The sequence below is a fragment of the Streptomyces sp. NPDC096311 genome (assembly GCF_044763085.1).
GTDB lineage: Bacteria > Actinomycetota > Actinomycetes > Streptomycetales > Streptomycetaceae > Streptomyces.
This window is the reverse complement of record NZ_JBIWFN010000012.1, coordinates 62,425-82,880: the sequence shown is the minus strand read 5'-3', so window position 1 is coordinate 82,880 and position 20,456 is coordinate 62,425. Positions and strand designations below refer to the sequence as shown.

The 20,456-nt window shown below is 71.3% G+C and carries 14 protein-coding genes and 1 other RNA gene; 4 read left to right on the top strand and 11 right to left on the bottom strand.

Features of this window, described 5'->3' with window-relative positions; genetic code table 11:
- The first annotated feature begins 4 nt into the window (after window positions 1-4).
- A complete protein-coding gene (locus tag ACIRA5_RS28980) occupies window positions 5-2,947 on the top strand; it encodes a glycoside hydrolase family 3 C-terminal domain-containing protein (protein WP_403695321.1) in 2,943 nt (980 codons plus the stop codon).
- A 6-nt stretch (window positions 2,948-2,953) separates the two neighbouring features.
- On the opposite strand, the gene ACIRA5_RS28975 is transcribed toward ACIRA5_RS28980, so the two are convergent.
- The 7 genes from ACIRA5_RS28975 to ftsE all read right to left on the bottom strand — a co-directional run bounded on the left by ACIRA5_RS28975 (window position 2,954) and on the right by ftsE (window position 9,334).
- On the bottom strand, window positions 2,954-4,378 hold the full coding sequence (locus tag ACIRA5_RS28975) for a hypothetical protein (RefSeq protein ID WP_403695318.1): 1,425 nt from the start codon (window positions 4,376-4,378) through the stop codon (window positions 2,954-2,956).
- Window positions 4,379-4,430: 52 nt separating this feature from the next.
- Entirely contained in the window at window positions 4,431-5,276 is an 846-nt protein-coding gene (locus tag ACIRA5_RS28970) for a hypothetical protein (protein WP_403695316.1), read from the bottom strand.
- A gap of 79 nt (window positions 5,277-5,355) precedes the next feature.
- Window positions 5,356-5,744, bottom strand: a transfer-messenger RNA (tmRNA) gene (gene ssrA / locus ACIRA5_RS28965).
- Window positions 5,745-5,849: 105 nt separating this feature from the next.
- Window positions 5,850-6,392 carry an SsrA-binding protein SmpB gene (gene smpB, locus ACIRA5_RS28960; RefSeq protein ID WP_054229635.1) on the bottom strand — a complete coding sequence of 181 codons (543 nt, stop codon included), beginning with the start codon at window positions 6,390-6,392 and terminating at the stop codon, window positions 5,850-5,852.
- Window positions 6,393-6,461: 69 nt separating this feature from the next.
- The gene (locus ACIRA5_RS28955; protein WP_403695311.1) at window positions 6,462-7,628 is read right to left on the bottom strand and encodes a S41 family peptidase; all 1,167 of its coding nucleotides are present in this window, start codon (window positions 7,626-7,628) and stop codon (window positions 6,462-6,464) included.
- Window positions 7,629-7,695: 67 nt separating this feature from the next.
- On the bottom strand, window positions 7,696-8,613 hold the full coding sequence (gene ftsX / locus ACIRA5_RS28950) for a permease-like cell division protein FtsX (protein WP_403695309.1): 918 nt from the start codon (window positions 8,611-8,613) through the stop codon (window positions 7,696-7,698).
- A gap of 31 nt (window positions 8,614-8,644) precedes the next feature.
- Window positions 8,645-9,334, bottom strand: coding sequence for a cell division ATP-binding protein FtsE (gene ftsE, locus ACIRA5_RS28945; RefSeq protein ID WP_067379910.1), 690 nt, complete (start codon window positions 9,332-9,334; stop codon window positions 8,645-8,647).
- 391 nt (window positions 9,335-9,725) lie between these two features.
- On the opposite strand from ftsE, the gene ACIRA5_RS28940 reads away from it, so the two are divergent.
- Entirely contained in the window at window positions 9,726-9,917 is a 192-nt protein-coding gene (locus tag ACIRA5_RS28940; RefSeq protein ID WP_095854342.1) for a hypothetical protein, read from the top strand.
- Window positions 9,918-10,116: 199 nt separating this feature from the next.
- On the opposite strand, the gene ACIRA5_RS28935 is transcribed toward ACIRA5_RS28940, so the two are convergent.
- From ACIRA5_RS28935 to ACIRA5_RS28920, 4 genes are all read right to left on the bottom strand, one after another.
- Complete coding sequence (locus ACIRA5_RS28935; RefSeq protein ID WP_403695306.1) at window positions 10,117-10,734, bottom strand: LPXTG cell wall anchor domain-containing protein; 618 nt, start codon at window positions 10,732-10,734, stop codon at window positions 10,117-10,119.
- Window positions 10,735-11,046: 312 nt separating this feature from the next.
- Entirely contained in the window at window positions 11,047-12,153 is a 1,107-nt protein-coding gene (prfB, locus tag ACIRA5_RS28930) for a peptide chain release factor 2 (protein WP_403695303.1), read from the bottom strand.
- Between the two features lie 332 nt (window positions 12,154-12,485).
- The gene (locus ACIRA5_RS28925) at window positions 12,486-13,727 is read right to left on the bottom strand and encodes a serine/threonine-protein kinase (protein WP_403695300.1); all 1,242 of its coding nucleotides are present in this window, start codon (window positions 13,725-13,727) and stop codon (window positions 12,486-12,488) included.
- 158 nt (window positions 13,728-13,885) lie between these two features.
- On the bottom strand, window positions 13,886-15,652 hold the full coding sequence (locus ACIRA5_RS28920; RefSeq protein WP_403695297.1) for a serine/threonine-protein kinase: 1,767 nt from the start codon (window positions 15,650-15,652) through the stop codon (window positions 13,886-13,888).
- Window positions 15,653-16,129: 477 nt separating this feature from the next.
- Between ACIRA5_RS28920 and ACIRA5_RS28915 the strand changes: the two genes are divergently transcribed.
- Together ACIRA5_RS28915 and ACIRA5_RS28910 are read left to right on the top strand one after the other, a co-directional pair.
- Window positions 16,130-19,540: an FHA domain-containing protein gene (locus tag ACIRA5_RS28915; protein WP_403695839.1), complete on the top strand. Its 3,411-nt coding sequence runs from the start codon at window positions 16,130-16,132 to the stop codon at window positions 19,538-19,540.
- A 33-nt stretch (window positions 19,541-19,573) separates the two neighbouring features.
- Window positions 19,574-20,416: a 2-phosphosulfolactate phosphatase gene (locus ACIRA5_RS28910; protein WP_403695294.1), complete on the top strand. Its 843-nt coding sequence runs from the start codon at window positions 19,574-19,576 to the stop codon at window positions 20,414-20,416.
- Window positions 20,417-20,456: the final 40 nt, after the last annotated feature.

Sequence of the window (20,456 nt, the reverse complement as noted above, 5' to 3'; positions counted from 1 at the left end):
TGACATGAGGAAAGGCAAGAGAAGCAAGGGAAACAGAGGAAACAGGACAAGACAGCGGGCCTCCCTCGTCCTGGCGCTGGCGCTGACCGCCGGTCTGACAGCCATCGTTCCGGCAGGGGCGGACGACCCCGCGTACGCCTTCCGCAACCCCCGCCTCCCCGTCACCGCACGCGTGAACGACCTGCTGGGGAGGCTGACCCTCGACGAGAAGGTCTCCCTCCTCCACCAGTACGAGCCCGCGATCCCCCGCCTCGGCATCCAGTCCTTCCGCACCGGCACCGAGGCCCTGCACGGCGTCGCCTGGCTCGGCAGGGCGACCGTCTTCCCGCAGGCGATCGGTCTCGCCTCCACCTGGGACCCGGCACTGATCCAGCAGGTCGGCTCGGCGGTCGGCGACGAGGCGCGCGGCTTCCAGCAGGAACGCCCCGACGGCTGGGGCCTCAACCTGTGGGCGCCCGTGGTCAACCTGCTGCGCGACCCGCGCTGGGGACGCAACGAGGAGGGCTACTCCGAGGACCCGTATCTCACCGGTTCGATCTCCACGGCGTACGGCGAGGGCCTGACCGGCGGCGACCCCGACCACCTCAAGACGGCCCCCACCCTCAAGCACTACCTCGCCAACAACAACGAGGTGAACCGCGCGACCACGTCCTCCGACCTGCGCCCACGCGTCCAGCACGAGTACGACGAGGCGGCCTTCAGACCGGCGGTCGAGGCGGACGCGACGACGGGCGTGATGGCCTCGTACAACCTGGTCAACGGCCGCCCCGACACGGTGAACCCGGACCTCGGCGACGTCGTACGGACGTGGACCTCCCGAGACCTCCTGAACGTCACCGACGCCTTCGCCCCGGGCAACCTGCTCCCCGGCACCCAGAACTACTACGACACCCTCGCCGAGGGCGACGCGGCGGCGCTCAAGGCGGGCATCGACAGCTTCACGGACAACAACGGCGACTCGGCCCCGACGACCACGGCCATCAAGTCGGCTCTGAGTACCGGCCTGTTGAAGGAGTCGGACGTCGACACGGCCGTCTCCCACGTCCTCGCCGTCCGCGTCCGGCTCGGCGAGTTCGACCCGAACGGCGGCAGATACGGCTCGATCGACCAGTCGGTCATCAACAGCCCGGCCCACCAGAAGCTGGCCCGCGAGGCGGCGGCGGAGAGCGCGGTCCTGCTCAAGAACGACGGCGTACTGCCCTTGAAGGCCGCGGCGAAGAACGTGGCCGTGGTCGGCCCGCTCGCCGACACCCTCTACACGGACTGGTACTCGGGCACGCTGCCGTACGCGGTCACGCCTGCCGACGGCATCGCCACGAAGCTGGGCACCTCGGTGGGGAGCAGCGAGGGCGTCGACCGCATCGCGCTGAGGGACACGGCGACGGGGAAGTACGTGACGGCGGGCGCGGCGGAGGCCGGCGGGGCCCTGAAGGAGAGCACCGAGACAGGGGTGGCGGCCCAGTTCGACGCGTTCGACTGGGGCTCAGGCATCGTGACCCTGCGCTCGGCCGCCAACGGCAAGTACGTCGGCTACAACTGGTCGAACTTCGTCAACGACCAGGTCCAGCCCAACGGTTGGTACGTCCAGCAGCAGTTCAAGCTGGAGCGGCAGGACGACGGCACGTACCTGCTCCGGTACGCCGGATACGAGACCACCGAGTCCTGGTGGTCGAACCCGGTCTACCTCGGCCCGACGGGCCCCGACGGCACCCTGGGCCTGGTCGAGAAGTCGGGGGCCGCCCACTACTCCAAGGACGTCGTCCGCAGCGGCGTGGACGAGGCCGTGGCCGCGGTGCGGGGCAAGGACACGGCGGTGGTCGTGGTCGGCTCGATGCCCGCGATCAACGGCCGCGAGGCCCACGACCGTACGGACATGGGCCTGGCCCCGTCGCAGGAGGCCCTGGTCAGGGCGGTGCGCGCGGCCAATCCGAAGACGGTCGTGATCGTGGAGAACAGCTACCCGACCACCCTCGGCACCCTCCAGAAGGAGGTCCCGGCCCTCCTGTGGAGCACCCACGCGGGCCAGGAGACGGGCAACGCGCTCGCCGACGTCCTCTACGGCGACACGAACCCGGCGGGCCGCCTCACCCAGACCTGGTACCGGTCGGCATCGGACCTCCCCTCGATCCTCGACTACGACATCATCAAGTCCGACCGCACCTACCAGTACTTCAAGGGGCGGACGCTCTATCCCTTCGGCTACGGCCTGTCGTACACGACGTTCCGCTACGGCGTGCTGAAGAGGGTGGACGGCGGCTACGAGGTGGCGGTCACGAACACGGGCAAGCGGGCGGGCGACGAGGTCGTCCAGCTCTACACCCACCAGCGGGCGTCGAGGGACAAGGAGCCCCTGAAGCAGCTGAAGGCGTACGCGAGGGTGTCCCTGAAGCCCGGGGAGACGAAGACGGTCCGGCTGAAGGTCCCTGCGAAAGACCTCGCGCACTGGGACGTCACCCGCTCGAAGTGGGTGGTGGAGAGCGGCACGTACGACGTCCTGGTCGGCGCCTCGTCCTGCGACATCCGCTCCCGGACGTCATGGACGGTACGGGGCGAGACGATCCCGCCCCGGGACCTCACGAAAGTGACCCGGGCGGAGAACTTCGACGACTACTCCCCCGGATCCGTCCGTCTGGTCGACGAGTCGAAGGCGCGCGGGACGGCGGTGGGCGCGACGGCCGACGGGGCCTGGCTGAAGTTCGCGGACGCCCAACTGGGTTCTGGAGTGTCCGAGTTCAGCGCACGCGTCGCCGGTTCGTCCGGCACGGTCGAGGTCCGGCTGGGTTCGCCGACCGGCCCGCTCGTCGGCACCGCTCGTACGGGCGGCACGGCATCCCCGTACGACTACACGACGGTGACCGCCGCCCTCACCGGCGCGGCGAAGGGGCGTACGGGCGTGTATCTGGTGCTGAGCGGGGGTGTGCGGCTGTCCACGTTCACCCTGCGCTGAGGCGGGTCAGCCGGTCTCGATCAGGTGATCCACGTCGGAGACGTGATACTCGCCGTACCCGAAGCGCTCGCCGATCGCCTGGTACCGGTCGTACTGCTCCTGCGTGAGTCGCACGGACAGCGTGTTCAGGACGCGGAGGAACAACCGGAACCCGAGATCGGGATCGATCCGGGTGACCACGTGTTCCAGCGCGTCCATGACGTCCGCGGCGGGAACAGGATGCCAGTGGCGGCCGGCGGCCTTGTCCGCCACCGCGGGCGCTGTCTCCCGCACTTCCCGCAGCACCGTGTCGGCGAGTTCGGTGCGGGCGGGCGCCACAACGGGTGTGTACGCGGGAGCGGCCTCCCTCAGCCGCTCCCGGCACACGTCCTCGATCAGCCGAAGCCAGTCCCGGCCGTCGGTACTCCCCGGCCTGTCCGCGGCGCCGGCCCACAGGGCGGTGACCGCGGCGTCGGGCAGTGCGGACCGCAGCAGCCGGAGCGCGTCCTCCAGGAGGACGGCCGCCGCGGAGCCCGGGGTCTGCCCGATGTCGTCGCCCTCGGCTGCTTTCCGGATCTCCTCCCGGCTTTCACGCCAGTCCTGATGGGCCTGCCCGGCGAGGTGGGAGAACCCGAAGTCCCAGGTGGCATCGCGGCGGGCGGTGTCGAGGGGCGGCCACGCGACGTCGAGACCGCAGTCGATGAGCGCAGCGGGGTGGCCGAACCTCTCACCGAGCGCTTGGAACCGGTCGTACCGCGCCTTTTCCATCCGCACGGAGTGCACCTTCAGCGCGCGCAGGAACAAGCGGAAGCCGAGCTCGGGATGCACGCGGACGGCCACTTCTTCGAGGGCCGACAGGGTGTCGGGGGAAGGGAACCGGGTGTCGGGGGAAGGGAGGGAACCGGCCGACGGCTCGCGACAGGACCGTATTTCCGCGATCTCCGCGATCTCCGCGACTACGTCGTCACGCACCTCGTCGGCCGCCGGCCGCCAGGCGCCCCACCACGAGGAAGGCGCCGGGCGCCGCCCGGGGATTTTCCGGGGCGGGCGTGCGGCGCAGGTCTCGTCGATGCGCCGCAGCCAGTCACGGGCGCTCATGCCGTGCGCCGCGGGATCCCACCCGCCCCCGGCGGCCGCCCGCCACACGGCCTGGATCGCCTCGTCCGCCAGCGGGGACTCGACGAGCCCGCGCACGTCCTCGCGCAGCTCCTCGGCGTACCCCCAGTCGTCGTGGCTGGTGTCATAGCCGAGGATGCTCCGCTCATCCGCGCTGAGATGGTCGACGCTGCCCGCGGGACACTCACGGTCATACGCGTCGAGCTTCGCCGTGACGAGCCCGAGTGCCGCGCCGGTGTTCTCCGGAGCGGGTGTGAGCGTGAACGCCTCGGTCAGCCCACTGAGCCCGAAGTCCGCGTCATAGTCCACGTAGTACGGCTCCTGCCGTCCCGTCACAGTCGTCCCCTCCAGCCTTCAGGTCTCTCTCACGGCGAACGCGCATCGCACTTCACCGCTCGTGTTCAGCGGACTTTCGCACTTCCCGGTCCCCCTGCCAGGTGACCGACGTCATGGCGGCCGGACCGCCGTTCGCCAGGCCTTTGTAGGTCACCTTCCGGGCAGGGCCGAGCTCGTGCGCGACACGTCTCGCCAGCTCCGTCCCTTCGTGGAACAGCCGCTCCCACTCGTCGTCGTACTTACCGTCCTCCCGGTCCCGCAGGTCCAGGTTCACCGTGGTGTCGATGCTCTTCGCCCACGCGTACAGATCGGCCACCAGTTCCTCGGACAGATGGAGACTGCCGACGGGACCGTCCGGTGCGAAGTCTCCGAATCCCTCCGCGCGGAGCGGGTACCACTTGAACTCGCCTTCGACCACGATGTGGAGCGGGTGCGAGGGCTCGCCGTGTTCCTCGAGGGCCCAGTCCGGGCGTCCGCATCCCCAGCACACGAAGTGGGCCCTGGCCTGCCTCTCGTCCCAGTACCGCACCACCCATCCGGGCCCCAGGTGTCTCGCCACCGCCCGGGAGACCTCCAGGCCCCGTTCGACGTGCTTCCGCCTGTGCCGACGGGACGGGAAACCGTCCGCCGAGCGGGACGACGACCAGGAACGCAGCGCATCCGCCAGGTCCGCCGGAAGGACCAGCCTGTCGTCGTTGAGCGGGGTGTTACGGGTGAAGGCGCCGGGGTCCTCGTGGTCCCCGGGATCCTCCGGCTCGTACACCGGAGACGGCTCGCCCTGGGCGCGGACGAGCAGGTGCCGGGGTTCGTCGTGGATCAAAAAGCGTGCTTCCCGTTGTTCCGCCATGAGTTCCTCGCGAGGATATGTGCCGCCCACGTACTTCAGCTGGATGATCACGCATGACAAAGGCCCCGCCGCTCGAAAGCGACGAGGCCTTTGCCCACATGGGATGTGGAGGTCCGGAGGGACCTCCTGATCGTGGAGATGGCGGGAATCGAACCCGCGTCCACCGGTGCAGAATCAGGGCTTCTCCGTGTGCAGTTCGCTGCGATTTTCTCGGCCCCGGTGATCACGCGAACAAGTCGCCGACGGGCCCAGCCACTGTTTGATTTCCCATCGAACCCCGTGACCGGGCTCGATGGTTTAGTTCCCTAGATTATGCCAGGATCCGGGTCGGGAACACCCCCGGGCTGACACCCATTAAGGGTCCTTCACTCACTGCTTATTAGGCAGCGAGGGCGAAGGACTGGGAATCGCTCTTGGAATTGGCGATTATTGGTTGCGACATATGGTTAACGAGATCATTGTCGCTTCCTCGACACGCTTCCCCTGCTTCGACAGCCGCTGTCGAAACCGATCATCCCCATGTTGTTTTTTCAAGCCCCTCCGAAGAGGGTTGCGCACCCGCTGTGAGGTGCAGATCCCATCGTACGTGACCAACGCACGTCGATGCCACCGTATTCCCCGTGGCTACTCGCCCCGCTGCTTCCGCTTCGCCGCCGCGATCGCGCGGTCCGACTCCCGGCGGTCCTGCTTCTCACGCAGGGTCTGCCGCTTGTCGTACTCCTTCTTACCGCGGGCGAGCGCGATCTCGGCCTTGGCGCGGCCGTCCTTGAAGTACAGGGCGAGGGGCACGATCGTGTGACCCGTCTCCTCCGACTTCGACGCCAGCTTGTCGATCTCCTCGCGGTGCAGGAGCAGCTTGCGCTTGCGGCGCACCGTGTGGTTGGTCCAGGTGCCCTGGCTGTACTCGGGAATGTGGGCGTTGTGCAGCCACGCCTCGTTCCCGTCGATCTGGACGAAGCCGTCGGTCAGCGAGGCGCGTCCCTGGCGCAGCGACTTCACCTCGGTGCCGGTCAGGACGAGCCCGGCCTCGTAGGTGTCGATGATCGCGTAGTCGTGCCGTGCCTTCTTGTTCTGCGCGACGATCTTGCGCTTGCCGTCCTTGGCCTTCGCGGCCCCTCCGCCCTGCTTGGGCTGGGACTCCTTCGGTACGTACATTCCCTTACTCATAGTGCTGACCATTTTCGCACTACAGGGGGGTCCGGGGGAAAGCCGATTACAAGAGCGCCGAGCCGGTGGCTACGAAGGGTCGCCGAGACCGCTGAGCACGGTCGCCGCCCGCTCCAGGGCCTCCGCGTCCACCTCCAGGTCGGGGGTGATGCCCCGCCCGTCGACGGTGTGCCCGGCGGGGGTGCGGTAGTGGCCGACGGTCAGCTCGGCGACGGAGCCGCCGGGCAGCCGGCTCGGCATCTGGATCGAGCCCTTGCCGAAGGTCCTGGAGCCCACGACGACCGCACGGCCGCGGTCCTGGAGGGCGCCGGTGAGCAGTTCGGCCGCGCTCATCGTGCCGCCGTCGACGAGCGCGACCAGGGGTCTGGTGGTGTCGCCGCCGGGATCGGCGTGCAGGGAGCGCTGCGCGCCGTTGACGTCGTAGGTGGCGACGAGGCCGCCGTCGAGGAAGGCGGAGGCGGCGGTGACGGCCTCGGTGACCAGTCCGCCGGAGTTGCCGCGCAGGTCGAGGACGATCCCGGCGTGCTCGGGGGTCTGCTCGACGGCGGTCCGTACGGCGTCACCGACGCCCTTGGTGAAGGCGGCGACCTTGATCACGGTGACGCCGCCGGGGAGCTTGCGGACGGTCAGGGAGTCCGTGGACAGCCGCGCCCGGCGCACCGTCTCACTCCACGCGCGTGTGCCGCGCTCCAGACCGAGGGAGACCTTCGTACCGGCGGCGGCGTCGTCCGCGTCCCCGCGCAGTAACGAGACGACCTCGGTGACCGGCCGGCCGTCCACCTTCTCGCCGTCGACGCTGCGCAGCCGGTCGCCCGTGCGGATCCCGGCAGCCGCCGCGGGCGAGCCGCTCTGCACCCGGGCCACCTCGATACGGCCGTCACGCTCACGCCGGGCCCACAGCCCCACGCCCGTGTACTGGCCGTCGAGGGCCTCCTCGAACTCCTCGTACTCGCCCTGGGAGTAGACGGCGCCCCAGCGGTCCCCGCTGCGGCTGACGGCCCGCTCGGCGGCTTCCATGGGGGACTTGCCGTCGGCCATCGCCTCTGCGGCGGCGTCGGTGACCGTCTCACGGTGGGCCGCCGGGGTCGAACGCGCCGAGGGGGACGGGGATTTCCGGTCGGGATCACCGAAGGACCCGGTCGCGGCCCCCGCGACGAGGACACTCGCGAAAAGCAATGTCAGGGCGGCCCCGCGGCCTGCGCGGCGGGGCTGACAGAACAGGTCTCGGCCTGACATGGCGGTGAGTCTAGGACAACGCAAAGGGCCGTACCGCCGGTTGGCAGTACGGCCCCCTTGGCATGCGTCACACCTTCAGGTACTTGCGCAACGCGAAAAACGCCGCAAGCGCGGGCATCAGCAGACTCGTCGCGAGGATGAGCGGCAGCTTGGTGAGCACGGCGTCCCAGCCGATGAAGTTGATCAGATTCAGCTTCTGGGACAGCGCGAGGCCGTGATCGATGATGAAGTACCGCGCGACCACCAGGAATCCGCAGGCGACGCCTCCGCCGATCAGTCCGGCGACCGCGGCCTCCATGATGAACGGCGCCTGGATGTAGAACCCGGAGGCGCCCACGAGCCGCATGATGCCGGTTTCCCTGCGCCGGCTGAACGCCGAGACGCGCACCGTGTTGACGATCAGCATCAGGGCGACGACGAGCATCATCGCCATCACCGCGCGCGCGGCCCAGTTCATGCCGTTGAGCAGCCCGAAGAGGTTGTCCAGGATGCCCTTCTGGTCCTGCACGGACTGCACGCCGTCACGGCCGTCGAAGGCGGTCGCGATGACCTGGTACTTCTGCGGGTCCTTCAGCTTGATGCGGTACGACTCCTGCATCTGGTCCGGCGTGAGGGAGCTGGCCAGCGGGGAGTCGCCGAACTGCTCCTTGTAGTGCTTGTAGGCCTGGTCCGCCGACTCGTACGAGACCTTCTCGACGACGGTCATCTTCTTGAGGTCGCCGAGGATCTGGTCCTTCTGCTCGGTGGTCACGGCCCCCTTGGCGCAGTGGGCATCGGACTCCGCGTCGCTCTTGTTGCAGAGGAAGACCGAGACGTTGACCTTGTCGTACCAGTAGCCCTTCATGGTGCTCACCTGGTCGCTCATCAGCAGCGAGCCGCCGAACAGGGCGAGGGAGAGGGCGACCGAGACGACGACCGCGAAGGTCATCGTCAGATTACGCCGGAGACCGACACCGATCTCCGACAGAACGAACTGGGGGCGCATGGCGTCTGCTAAGCCTTTCCGTGGACCGTCGTCAGTGCTGGTAGCCGTAGACGCCGCGCGCCTGGTCGCGGACGAGGCGGCCCTGCTCCAGCTCGATGACGCGCTTACGCATCTGGTCCACGATGTTCTGGTCGTGCGTCGCCATCAGCACGGTGGTGCCCGTCCGGTTGATGCGGTCGAGCAGCTTCATGATGCCGACGGAGGTCTGCGGGTCGAGGTTGCCGGTCGGCTCGTCCGCGATGAGGAGCTTGGGCCGGTTCACGAAGGCTCTCGCGATGGCCACGCGCTGCTGCTCACCACCGGACAGCTCGCCGGGCATCCGGTCCTCCTTGCCGCCGAGCCCGACGAGGTCGAGCACCTGGGGCACGGACTTGCGGATCTCTCCGCGGGACTTGCCGATGACCTCCTGCGCGAAGGCGACGTTCTCGGAGACCGTCTTGTTCGGCAGCAGGCGGAAGTCCTGGAACACGGTCCCCAGCTGGCGGCGCATCTGCGGCACCTTCCAGTTGGAGAGGCGCGCGAGGTCCTTGCCCAGGACGTGCACCTGGCCTTGGCTGGTCCGCTCCTCGCGGAGGATCAGCCGCAGGAAGGTGGACTTTCCGGAGCCGGAGGACCCCACGAGGAACACGAACTCACCACGCTCGACCTCCAGGGTGACATCCCTGAGAGCGGGGCGGGTCTGCTTGGGGTAGACCTTGGAGACACTGTCGAATCGGATCACGGATGCACCACGGGTCGCCGGGGGTAGGTGAGCGTGACCATACGCGAACCGGGTGCACGAGCGCAGTCGCCGGTCAGGGTTGCGCGGGGGTTGTGCGGGGCTTGTGCGTTTTTGTACAGGTCTTTGGCGGGGCCCTTTTGTACGGGCCTTTGTACGGGCACCCCGCAGGGGCGCGGGGAACCGCGCGCCCGGCCCCACCGGCCGGCAGCCGCGAACCAGACGCCGCCCGCTCCTTCGGAAGCGCCCGTTTCCCTGCCTAACCCGCGGAGCACAGGGCAGGATAAGGCGAGCCGCGCCGTTTCCCGCGGAACCTGGCACAGTGGAAGGGGAACGGTTGCGTTCCCCGCGACGTTATGTAAGCGGCGGAGGACGGCGCAAGGAGGGCAAGCGCATGACGTACGACCGATTGGTGTGCGCGAACTGCGCGGCGCCCGTCAGCGAGGGCCGCTGCCCGGTCTGCCGCGCGAACCGGGAGCGGCTGCAGCAGGAGAGCCCCTTCGCGGGGCTGAACCCGATGGCGCTGATCGCGCTGCTCGCCGTGCTGATCGCGGCGGTGGCACTGCTGGCGCACCAGACGGTATGAGTCTCCCGAGAGCAGCGGTGTGACCTCGGTCACCATCTCAGGTGGTCACCGCGGTGGTCACCGCGGTGTTCGTCATGGTGGTCACCGTCCGAGACGGTCGGTCACTGTGTGAACCATCCCGAGCATCGCTGACGTGCTTGACGCGAGAGGGGCCCGGAGCAGTCAGCTCCGGGCCCCTCTCGTGCTGCGCTCAGCCGCGTCAGGCAGCGGCGCCGCGGCCGTTCGCGAGGCGCGGCAGCAGACGGAAGCCGATACCGCCCGCGATCATCGTGGCGGCGCCGACCAGCAGGAACGTGGTCTCGGCGGCACCCGTCTCGGCCAGCTGCCCGTTCTTGCCCTGGGCGGAGGTGTCGGACGAGGTGTTCGCGCCGGTGTCGGTCAGGCCGGAGGAACCCTTGCCCTGCTCGACGGGCTTGGAGCCGCCGTCGGGGTTGCTGTCATTGCCACCGGTGCCGGTGCCGGAACCGTCCGTCGGGCTGTCCGTCGGGTCGGTGGGCTCGGTGGGGTTCTCGGTGGGGTCGGTGGGCTCGTCCGTCGGCGGCGTCGTGGTGGGCGTGGCCGGGTCGGTCGGCGTGCTCGGGATGGTGGGCGTACCCGGGTCCGTCGGCGTGCCAGGGTCCGTCGTCGGGTCGGTCGGGGTGGCCGGGTCGGTGGGAATGACCGTCTCGGTCGGGGTGGCGCTCGGGTCTCCGTCAACCGTGACACCGACATTGATGTCGAGAGCCGAGGCGGCACCCGCGGCAGTCAGCGAAGCACCGGCGGCGATCACCACACCGGCCGCTATGCGTGCCACGCGGATCCGCGTCTTCTTGGTCATCTGTTTGCTACCCCCAGTAGCTGATCGTCAATGGAGCAGCGCCCGGGGCCACGGCGTCACAGGCGGCTCGCTCAGCCCCCGGTTCACATGCGCCCCGGAGATACGCATGCCACACGTCACCCTTCCCAGTTTTCACAGCAACGTCAAGGTCGTTGCGTACGCGATGTCCGGATCAGTGACATTTGCCTGCCCTGCGGACATGTGACTGTGACGTAAAACCCAGAATTCCCCCACACAAAAGGCAACTGCCGCCCGATGGGCGGCAGTTGCCTTGTCGACAAAGAGGCATCCAGGTGATGTTGATACCTCGAACTACTTCTCCTGCTGCTTGCGCCAGCGAATTCCGGCCTCGATGAATCCGTCGATCTCCCCGCCGAAAACGCCCTCGGGGTTACCGACTTCGAACTCGGTCCGCAGGTCCTTGACCATCTGGTAGGGGTGCAGGACGTACGAACGCATCTGGTTTCCCCAGGAGTTGCCGCCGTCGCCCTTCAGGGCGTTCATCTTGGCCTGCTCCTCCTGGCGGCGCCGCTCGAGCAGCTTGGCCTGGAGCACGTTCATCGCGCTCGCCTTGTTCTGGATCTGCGACCGCTCGTTCTGGCAGGAGACGACGATTCCGGTGGGGAGGTGGGTGAGGCGCACCGCGGAGTCGGTGGTGTTCACTCCCTGGCCGCCGGGGCCGGACGACCGGTACACGTCCACGCGCAGCTCGGACTCGTCGATCTCGATGTGATCGGTCTGCTCGACGACGGGCAGGATCTCGACACCCGCGAATGACGTCTGGCGGCGCCCCTGGTTGTCGAACGGCGAGATGCGCACGAGGCGGTGGGTGCCCTGCTCCACGGAGAGCGTTCCGTACGCGTACGGGACGTGGACGGCGAAGGTGGTGGACTTGATGCCCGCCTCTTCCGCGTACGAGGTCTCGTAGAGCTCGGTCTTGTACCCGTGGCGCTCGGCCCAGCGCAGGTACATGCGCTGGAGCTTCTCGGCGAAGTCGGAGGCGTCGACGCCGCCGGCCTCGGCACGGATGGTGACGACGGCCTCACGGGAGTCGTACTCCCCCGAGAGCAGCGTCCGGACTTCCATCTCGTCCAGCGCCTTCTTGACGGCGACGAGCTCGGACTCGGCCTCGGCACGGGCGTCCGGGTCGTCCTCCTCCTCGGCCATCTCGAAGAGCACGCTCAGATCGTCGATACGCCCGCGCAGCGCCTCGGCCTTCCTGACCTCCGCCTGGAGGTGGCTCAGCTTGCTGGTGATCTTCTGCGCCTCGTCCGGGTCGTCCCACAGGGACGGCGCGGCCGCCTGCTCCTCGAGCACGGCGACATCTGCCCTCAGCTTGTCGAGGTCCAGGACGGCCTCGATCGACTCCATGGTCGAGGAGAGGGACTTGAGCTCTTCGGATACATCGACGACTGCCACGCCTCCAGCGTAACGGCTGCCGCAAGCGAGGCTCGCCCCTCGCCCGACGGGGGTCCCTCCCGGGGCCAGGGGCGCGGGACCGTCGGTTCCGGGCGCTGCACGCCCAGCCCCCACCGCCCCGCAGCCACGGGCCAGGGGCGAAACCCCGCCCCCCAGGGGCGCGGGGAACTGCGCGATCAACCCCCACCGCCCCGCAGCCAACCAACCACCAGCCAGGGGGCCAGGGGCGAAGCCCCATCCTCCAAGGGGCGCGGGGAACTGCGCGACCAGCCCCCACCCACCCGCGGCCGAACAACCGGGGTCCGGGGCGGAGCCCCGGGGCGGAGTGGGGGTCAGGGGGACGCCGGGGCCGAGTTCTTCGTGTCGTGCGGCGTCGCCCCCGCGTCGTCACCCGACGTGGCCAGCCACGTACCGACCCCCACCACAGCGACAAGAACCGCCCCCGCCACCCCCAACGTGATCCGACGCCGCCGCGCCGACGCCCGGTGCCGAGCCGACCCCGGCCGAGGCGCCCCCGCCGCCCGCGGCGCCCTAGCCGTCCCGCGCGCCCCACCCGCCAGCTCGTCCGGCCCCGGCACCCGCATCGACGTATGCGTGTCCCGGTTGGAGTCCGGCGCAGCCCCCGGCACCAACGGCACCGCCCCCCGCCGCACCCGCGAAGCGGGCTCCGTCGGCTCCGCCGTCTCGCCCCCCTCGGGGACGTCCTGCGCCGACTCGCCGTCCGGTTCGTCGACGTCCAGCGGCGGCATCCCGGCCAGCAGCGGCAGCTGCTCCCGCAACCGCGCCCCCAGCTCGGAGGCCCGCAACCGCGACGCCGGCGCCTTGGCCAGGCACTGCACGATCAGCTGCCACAGCTCCTCGGGGATACCGGGAAGCGGTACGACCGTCTCGGTCACGTGCCGCCGCAGCACCGCCCCGGGATGCCCGCCCCCGAAGGGCGTGAACCCGGCGAGGAGCTCGTACAGGACGGTCGCCAGGGCGTAGATGTCGACGGCGGCCCGCGGCGGCAGCCCTTCGATGATCTCGGGCGCGAGATAGTCCGGCGTCCCGATGATCTTCGTGGCCCGGGTCCGCCGCGGCGAGTCGATGAGTTTGGCCACACCGAAGTCCGTGAGCAGCGCGGGGTGCGAGCCCCCCGGACCCAGCGGCCCCTGCATGTCCAGCAGCACGTTCTCCGGCTTCACGTCCCGGTGCACGACCCCGGCCGCGTGCGCCGCCGCCAGCCCGTCCGCGACGTCGGCCACGATCGCGACCGCGGCCTCGGGCGCCAGCCGCCGTTCCCGGTCGAGCCGGGTGCGCAGATCCGTGCCCCGTACGAGGTCCATGACGAGCGCGAGGTCATTGCCGTCGACGACGAGGTCCCGTACCGCCACGACATGCGGGTGATCGAGCCCGAGCAGAGCCGTGCGCTCCTGTACGAAGCGGCCCACCAGCTCCTGGTCGGACGCGAGGTCCTCGCGCAGCAGCTTGATGGCGACGGGCCCCTCAGGTCCCTCACCGAGCCACACCGTGCCGGCGCTGCCCCGCCCCAGAATCTGGTGGGCGGTGTACCGGCTCCCGATCTTCCGTGCCAAGACTGCTCCTACTGACGCGTGTTGCCGCTAAAAGTACGCGTCCGAAGAGCCAACCTTCACTCCGGAGACGGAAATCACCCGTCAGATGTCGACAAATCCCCAGAGTCACGAGGGAACCGCGAGGGATTCACCGGGAATCAAAAGGGAATCGGCGGGAGCTAATTGCCGGAACCGCCGAGATCCCCGATCCACTTGGTGGCGGTGGTGAACCCGTCCTTCAGCACACTCCAGTACCCCTTGGTCGTCCCGATCCAGTGCTGGAGCGGGCTGAACTCCCAGACCAGCCAGCCGGCGACGAACAGGATGACGATCGTGAACAGGCACCCCTTGAGGCAGCCGAGTCCCGGGATCTTCATCGGGTTGGCGCTGCGCTGCCGCGGCTCGCGCGACTGCCGGGGCGCCGGTGCCTCGGGCTGCTGCGGCGGGGGCGCGTACCGCTGAGGCTGCGGCTGCTGCTGGGGCGCGGGGGCGTACCCCTGCGGCTGCTGCTGCCGCTGACGGCGCTGCGGCTGCTGCTGGGGCTGCTGCTGAGGCTGCTGCTGAGGCGCGTACTGCTGCGGCTGTTGCTGCTGCTGATACCCGTATCCGGGCGGCGGCTGCTGTCCCTGCGGCGGGCGCTGCTGTTGCTGCGGGCGCGCGACCTGCCGCTGCGGACGGCGGCGCAGCGGGTCCTGGCCGGGGTCGAGGTACTGGACCTGGGTCTGCTCGTTGCGGTCCCGGGCCGCGCGCAGCTGGCTCTGCCAGGGGTGCGGGTCCTCGCCCTGCCCCGGCTGCCCGGGCTGTCCCGGCTGACCGCCCGGCTGGTGCGGGGGCACCGGCGGCATGACGGCGGTCGGGTCGGCGGCGCCGCGGTGCGGCAGTACGGCGGTGGGGTCGGCGGCGCCGGGCATGCCGGGGGCGCCGGTGTGCGGCAGGACGCTGGTCGCGCCGTTCGGGTCGTAGGCCCCCGGGGCGCTGTGCGGCAGCACCTGCGTGGGGTCGGCCGCGCCGGGCACGCCCGGCACCGCGGCCGGCGCCGGGTCGGGGGCGAGCAGCGCGCCCACGCCCTCCGCGGCGGCGATCTGCGCGGAGTTGGCGTGCACACCGATGCCCTGGGCGACGGTGCGCAGCCCGCGGGCGAGGTTCTCGGCGCTGGGCCGCTCGTCCGGGTTCTTGCGCAGGCAGCGCTCTATGACGGTCCACAGGGGGTCCGGGACCGTGGAAGGGCGGCGCGGCTCGGCGCTCAGGTGCTGGTGCAGCACTTCGAGGGCGGACTCGCCGGCGAACGGGGGACGCCCGGTGACCAGCTCGTACAGCAGGATGCCCGCGCCGTAGATGTCGACGGCGGACGTCTGCGGGCGTCCCTCGGCGGACTCCGGCGCGACGTACGCGGGCGTGCCGACGAACTCGTGGGTCCGGGTGAGGCCCGGGGAGTCGGCGAGCCGGGCGATACCGAAGTCGGTGAGCATCGGGTGCATCTGGCCGCCGTCCTGCTTGAGCAGGACGTTCGCGGGCTTCAGGTCGCGGTGCACGACGCCGTCCGCGTGGCTGGCGGCGAGCGCGTCGGCGACCTGGGCGGTGAGGAGGGCGGCGGCGACCGGCGAGAACGGACCGTTCTCGCGCAGATAGCGGTGCAGGTCGGGGCCGTCGACCAGGTCCATGACCAGGGCGAGCAGGTCGCCCTCGACGACGAGGTCCCGTACCCGCACGATGTTCGGGTGGGTCAGGCGCAGCAGGACGGAGCGCTCCCGGAGGAACCGCATCACGATGTCCGCGTCGTTGGCGAGCTCTTCCTTGAGGACCTTGATCGCCACGGTCTCGCCGGGCTGGCCGGCGACGGCCGCCTCGGCGCCCGCGGTCTCCCGCTGGCGGGCTCGCCAGACAGTGCCTGTGGCGCCGCGCCCAAGCGGCTCCTCAAGGAGGTACTTGCTCCCTACCGGCCGCACGTCATGCGCTCCCTGTTGCTTGCTTGCCTGGTCCGTCCGCCGTCGTCAACGTGCTGTGGCGGTTTCCGCCCCACTGTAGTGCCGAGACACCTGGCACCGGACTGTCGTCTTCCTGTGCTTCTCACTGCTTCCCATAAGCACCTGTGCTTCGCATAAGCGCTTACGTACGCGTTCCCGCACATGTTCGATGGAAAGACGCTCGCATGCGGCGGTTGGTTGCCGATCGACGTCCACGGGGGCGACGTGACCGATCTCAAGCGGGCACCGGTCGGGCACTGGTCAGGCACTTTTACGGGCAGAGCCGACCAATCAAGATCACTTGCCGGTGGGTGGCGGGCGTGTTGTCAGTGACAGGTGCGAGGATGCCTTCAGTACTGGCCGACGTGCCCGTGTGCGGTGGGGGAATCTGCGGTGGGGGACCGCGGCACAGCCTCGCCCTCCTCGCGGGTGCCTGCGCGGAAGGGACCGCTGGCGGCGATGCAGATCCGGCTGACCGTCGTAGACCCGCTGGGCTCGCCCTCGGAGCCGCGGGGGCGAGCCGCGGCCTGCGATGTGCTGGTCACCGCTCCCGCCGGGACGGCGCTGGCAGCGGTGGCGGCGGGTCTGGCCTCGGCGGTCGGCGGTGAGGGCGCAGGCCAGCACGACCGCGGCCGGGAGCTCGGCGGAGGTCCCGTCGTGCTGTACGCGGGCGCCGAGCGCCTCGACGGCCAGCGCTGCACACTGGGCGAGCCGCCCCTGACGGACGGCGCCGTGCTGTCCCTGGGCTGCCCCGCCGAGCCCGGTCCCGACGTGGACGGGGTCGCGGCCCGGCTCCATGTCGTCGCGGGCCCCGACGCGGGCGGCGTCCACCTGCTGCACGGCGGCCGGATCGACATCGGCCGCTCCGCCGACGCGGACGTCCCGCTGGACGATCCCGACGTCTCCCGCCTGCACTGCGCGGTCACGGTCACCCCCGACGGCCGCGTCTCGGTCGCCGACCTGGGCTCGACGAACGGCACGACGCTGGACGGCACCCAGGTCGGCACCCGCCCGGTCCGCTTCGGGCCGGGCGCGCTGCTGCGCGTCGGCGAGTCCGCCCTGCGACTGGCTCCGCCCGGTGGCGCGGATCCGGTGGGCACGACGCCCGACGGGGAGGGCCACGTCAGGGTCACCACCCTCACCGGTACGGCCACCCGCCCGAAGCCGCCCACCGGCCCCGGCCCCTCGTCGTCCTCCGCCGCCCCCGCCGGTCCTTCGGCTCCTGTCGTGCCCCACGCGCGCGTGGGAGGCGCCTCCGGTGCCCGCGCGCTGCCCGTGCCGCCCGTCGGTGACACACATCACGGCTTCGGATCGGCGGAGTGGGGAGCCGCGGGCGGCGTCCCCGGAGCACAGGAGCACGGCCCGGTCGTGCCCGAGCAGGGCCGTGCACCCCGGATCGAGAGCAGGCCCGCGCGGCCGTCCGGCCCGGACGCGTCGGGGGGCAAGGTCACGCCCCGGGCCGCGGCCGGTCCGGAGCCGGGCACCCGCAAAGGCACGCCCACGCGGGGCACCGACGTACCGCCGGGGATGCGCAAGCGGAGCGGGTTCGGCGCGTGGGCGCGTCGGCTGACCGGCGGCCGGGGCGACGTGCCGGGCACCGGACCGGGAGATCCGTACGAGACGGACGGGGATGACGGGGCGGCGGAGTTCCTGGCGGCCTCCCTGCCCACGCAGGCCCCGGAGAGCTGGCCCGATCCCGCGACGCTGCTGCTCACCGCGCTGGGTCCGGGACCGCGGCTGTGGGAGCGCGGCCCGGGCCACCCGGAGACGCTGACGGTGCGGCTGGGCACGGCGGACCGGGCGGCGCCCGACGGTTCGGGACTGGTGCCCGCGGTGCCGGTGACCGCGGGCCTGCGGGAGGTCGGCTCGCTGGGCCTGGCGGGGCCGCGGGCGCGGCTGGCCGGGCTGGCCCGCTCGGTGGTCGCCCAGCTCGCCGCGCTGCACTCCCCCGACGCCCTCGACATCGTCCTGATCAGCACGGACCGCTCCCGCCCTGTGGAGGAGCGCACCGCCGAGTGGTCCTGGCTCGGCTGGCTCCCGCATCTGCGACCCACCCACGGCCAGGACTGCCGTCTCCTCCTCGCTTACGACCGTGAACAGGCGACGGCCCGCACGGACGAGCTCCTGCGCCGCCTGGAGGACCAGCTGACGGAAACGGGCGGCGCCCGGGGGGCGTACGACAGGGCCGATCGCGTCCCCGTGGACGCGCGGGGCGGCGCACGGCGCCCGTCCTGGGCCCGCGACGAGGACCCGACGGGCATCGACCGGGACTTCGAGGGGCCGTTCACCGTGCTCGTCGTGGACGGGGACCCCGGAGGCGCCGACGTACGGGAGGCGGTGCTGCGGCTGACGCACGAGGGCGTGCGGGCGGGCATACATGTGGTGTGTCTGGCCGAGACCGTGTCGGCGTCGCCCGCGTCCCCGGTGACGGAGACGTACGAGGCGGCCTGCGAGGCATCACCGGCGTTCCGGGAGTGCGGGGCGGTCGCGCTGCTCAGCGGGGATGTGGCCACGGCGCTGCGGCTGATGAGGGTGGGATCCGACGGGCCCGTGGGGCACGGCACGGTCGCCGCGGTGGACGCGGTGTCACTGGCCTGGGCGGAGCGTTTCGCGCGCGCACTGGCCCCCCTCCGTACGGACGGGGCGCGCACCGACCGCCACGCACGCGTGTCCGCTCCGCTCCCTCAAGCGGCCCGCCTGCTGGACGAGTTGGGACTGGCCCGGGCCACCCCCGCATCCCTCATGGCGCGTTGGGCGGACGCGGCGGACGACACGGACGCGCTCGGTGGCCGCGGCCGGGCCGTCCTCGGCGCCGGCCCGCGCGGCCCGGTCGCCGTGGACCTCCCCGCCGAGGGCCCGCACCTGCTGATCGAGGGCCCGCCCGGCAGCGGTCGTACGGAGTTGCTCCGCGCGATCGCCGCGTCCCTGGCCGCCGCGGAGCGCCCCGACCGGCTCGGGATCGTGCTGATGGACGGGCGGGACAGCACCGGGGGCCACGGCGCGGGCCAAGGAGCGGAGGGGCTGCGGGTCTGTACGGACCTGCCCCACGTCACCACCCACCTCACCGCCAACGACCCCGTGCGGATGCGGGAGTTCGCCCAGGCACTCAGCGCCGAGCTGAAGCGGCGGGCCGAGCTCCTGGGCCGGCTCGGCTTCGCGGAGTGGCACACGCGCGGCGAGGTGTCGGGCCGGATGGTCACCCAGCGCACCCCCAAACCCTCCCCGGGAGCGAAGCCCGGCTCCGCCTCCCCCTCCGTCTCTCCCGCCGCCTCCGGCGCCGCGGATCTCGACGCGCCCCCCAGTTCCACCCTGCGGCTGCGCCCGGCGGCTGCCCGCGAACGGACGGATCCGGGCCCCCCGTTGGCCCGTCTCTTCGTCATCATCGACGACCTGGACGCGCTGCTCTCCCCCGCGCTGGGCTCCCCGGGACGACCGGCGGCCGGTTCGGTCGTACGGGCTCTGGAGGCCGTCGCCCGCGAGGGTGACCGCCTCGGTGTGCACCTGGTGGCGGCCGCCGCGGACGACGGCCGCACGGCGACCACCGAACTGGGCCGCGCCGCCTCGCTCCGTATCTCCCTCGACCCGGTGTCCCCCGGCGCGGACGAACCCGCCCCCGGCCGGGGCCGCCTGTCCACTCCCGACGGTCGCCTCACGCCCTTCCAGGCCGGCCGGGTCACGGGCCGCATCCCCCGCACGGCCACCCTCCGCCCCACGGTCGTTCCCCTCGAATGGCACCGCATGGGCGACCCCCCGGCCCGCCGCCCGGTCCGCGAACTCGGCAACGGCCCCACGGACCTGGCTCTGCTGGCCAGCGCGCTCGAGCGGGCGGCGAGGTCGGTGGCGGCCGTGGAGATACCGTCGTTGCTGTAGGTCTTCGACAGCCGTACGCGACACTCGGCCCTCATGAATGACATGAGCGACCTGGGTGAGTGGTACCTGCAGCAGGAGTACGGGGTCCGGTTCGAGTGGGGGGCCGGTGGGGCGGAGCGGATCTCGGTCGGGGTCGGGTGTCTCGTGGTGGTGGACGTGTTGTCGTTCAGCACGTCCGTGAACGTCGCCGTCGAGGCGGGGACCCGGGTCCACCCCTGTGCCTGGCGGGACGAGACGGCGTCCGTCTTCGCCCGGGACAACGCCGCGGAACTGGCGGTCGGACGGCGGGCGGTCACCGCGGCCTCTCCCTGGTCGCTGTCCCCCGCCGCGCTCCGGCGGGCCCCGTTCACCCCCCGGCTCGTCCTCCCCTCACCCAACGGATCCGCCATCGCCGCGGCGGCGGGCGGCTCGACCGTGGTCGCGGGCTGTCTGCGCAACGCGTCGGCCGTCGGCCGATGGCTGGCGCTCCATGGTCACGGGACCCTGGAACGGCCACTCGCCGTGATCGCCGCGGGCGAGCGCCGGCCGGACGGCAGCCTGCGGCCGGGGCTGGAAGACCTGATGGGGGCCGGAGCGGTCATCGCCGCACTCCAGGCGACGGGCGGCGCCGGACCGGTGTCGCCCGAGGCCGCCGCCGCACGGACCGCCTACACCGGGACCCCCGACGCGGCGGCGGCCGTGGCCGCCTGTGCCTCGGCCCTGGAACTGGCCCGGAGCGGCTTCGCCGACGACGTGGCGATCGCGGTCGAGGTGGACGCGAGTACGACCGTGCCCGTCCTCACCGACGGCGCCTTCACCGCGGGCACCCGCAGCGACGGCAGCCCCCTCGACGGCGCGGTCCACACCGGCCCCGTCCGCCTCACTCCGCACGGCTGACCCACCATCACCCGGTGTTCCAGTCCTCCTTGCGCCACTA

What these genes read in the sequence shown, in the direction of transcription:
- ACIRA5_RS28980 (WP_403695321.1), top strand. Translation starts at nt 5, where the DNA reads ATGAGGAAAGGCAAGAGAAGCAAGGGAAACAGAGGAAACAGGACAAGA.
- smpB (WP_054229635.1), bottom strand. Translation starts at nt 6,392, where the DNA reads ATGAGTAAGGGAATGTACGTACCGAAGGAGTCCCAGCCCAAGCAGGGC.
- ACIRA5_RS28955 (WP_403695311.1), bottom strand. Translation starts at nt 7,628, where the DNA reads ATGTCAGGCCGAGACCTGTTCTGTCAGCCCCGCCGCGCAGGCCGCGGG.
- ftsX (WP_403695309.1), bottom strand. Translation starts at nt 8,613, where the DNA reads ATGCGCCCCCAGTTCGTTCTGTCGGAGATCGGTGTCGGTCTCCGGCGT.
- ACIRA5_RS28940 (WP_095854342.1), top strand. Translation starts at nt 9,726, where the DNA reads ATGACGTACGACCGATTGGTGTGCGCGAACTGCGCGGCGCCCGTCAGC.
- ACIRA5_RS28935 (WP_403695306.1), bottom strand. Translation starts at nt 10,734, where the DNA reads ATGACCAAGAAGACGCGGATCCGCGTGGCACGCATAGCGGCCGGTGTG.
- ACIRA5_RS28915 (WP_403695839.1), top strand. Translation starts at nt 16,130, where the DNA reads ATGCAGATCCGGCTGACCGTCGTAGACCCGCTGGGCTCGCCCTCGGAG.
- ACIRA5_RS28910 (WP_403695294.1), top strand. Translation starts at nt 19,574, where the DNA reads ATGAATGACATGAGCGACCTGGGTGAGTGGTACCTGCAGCAGGAGTAC.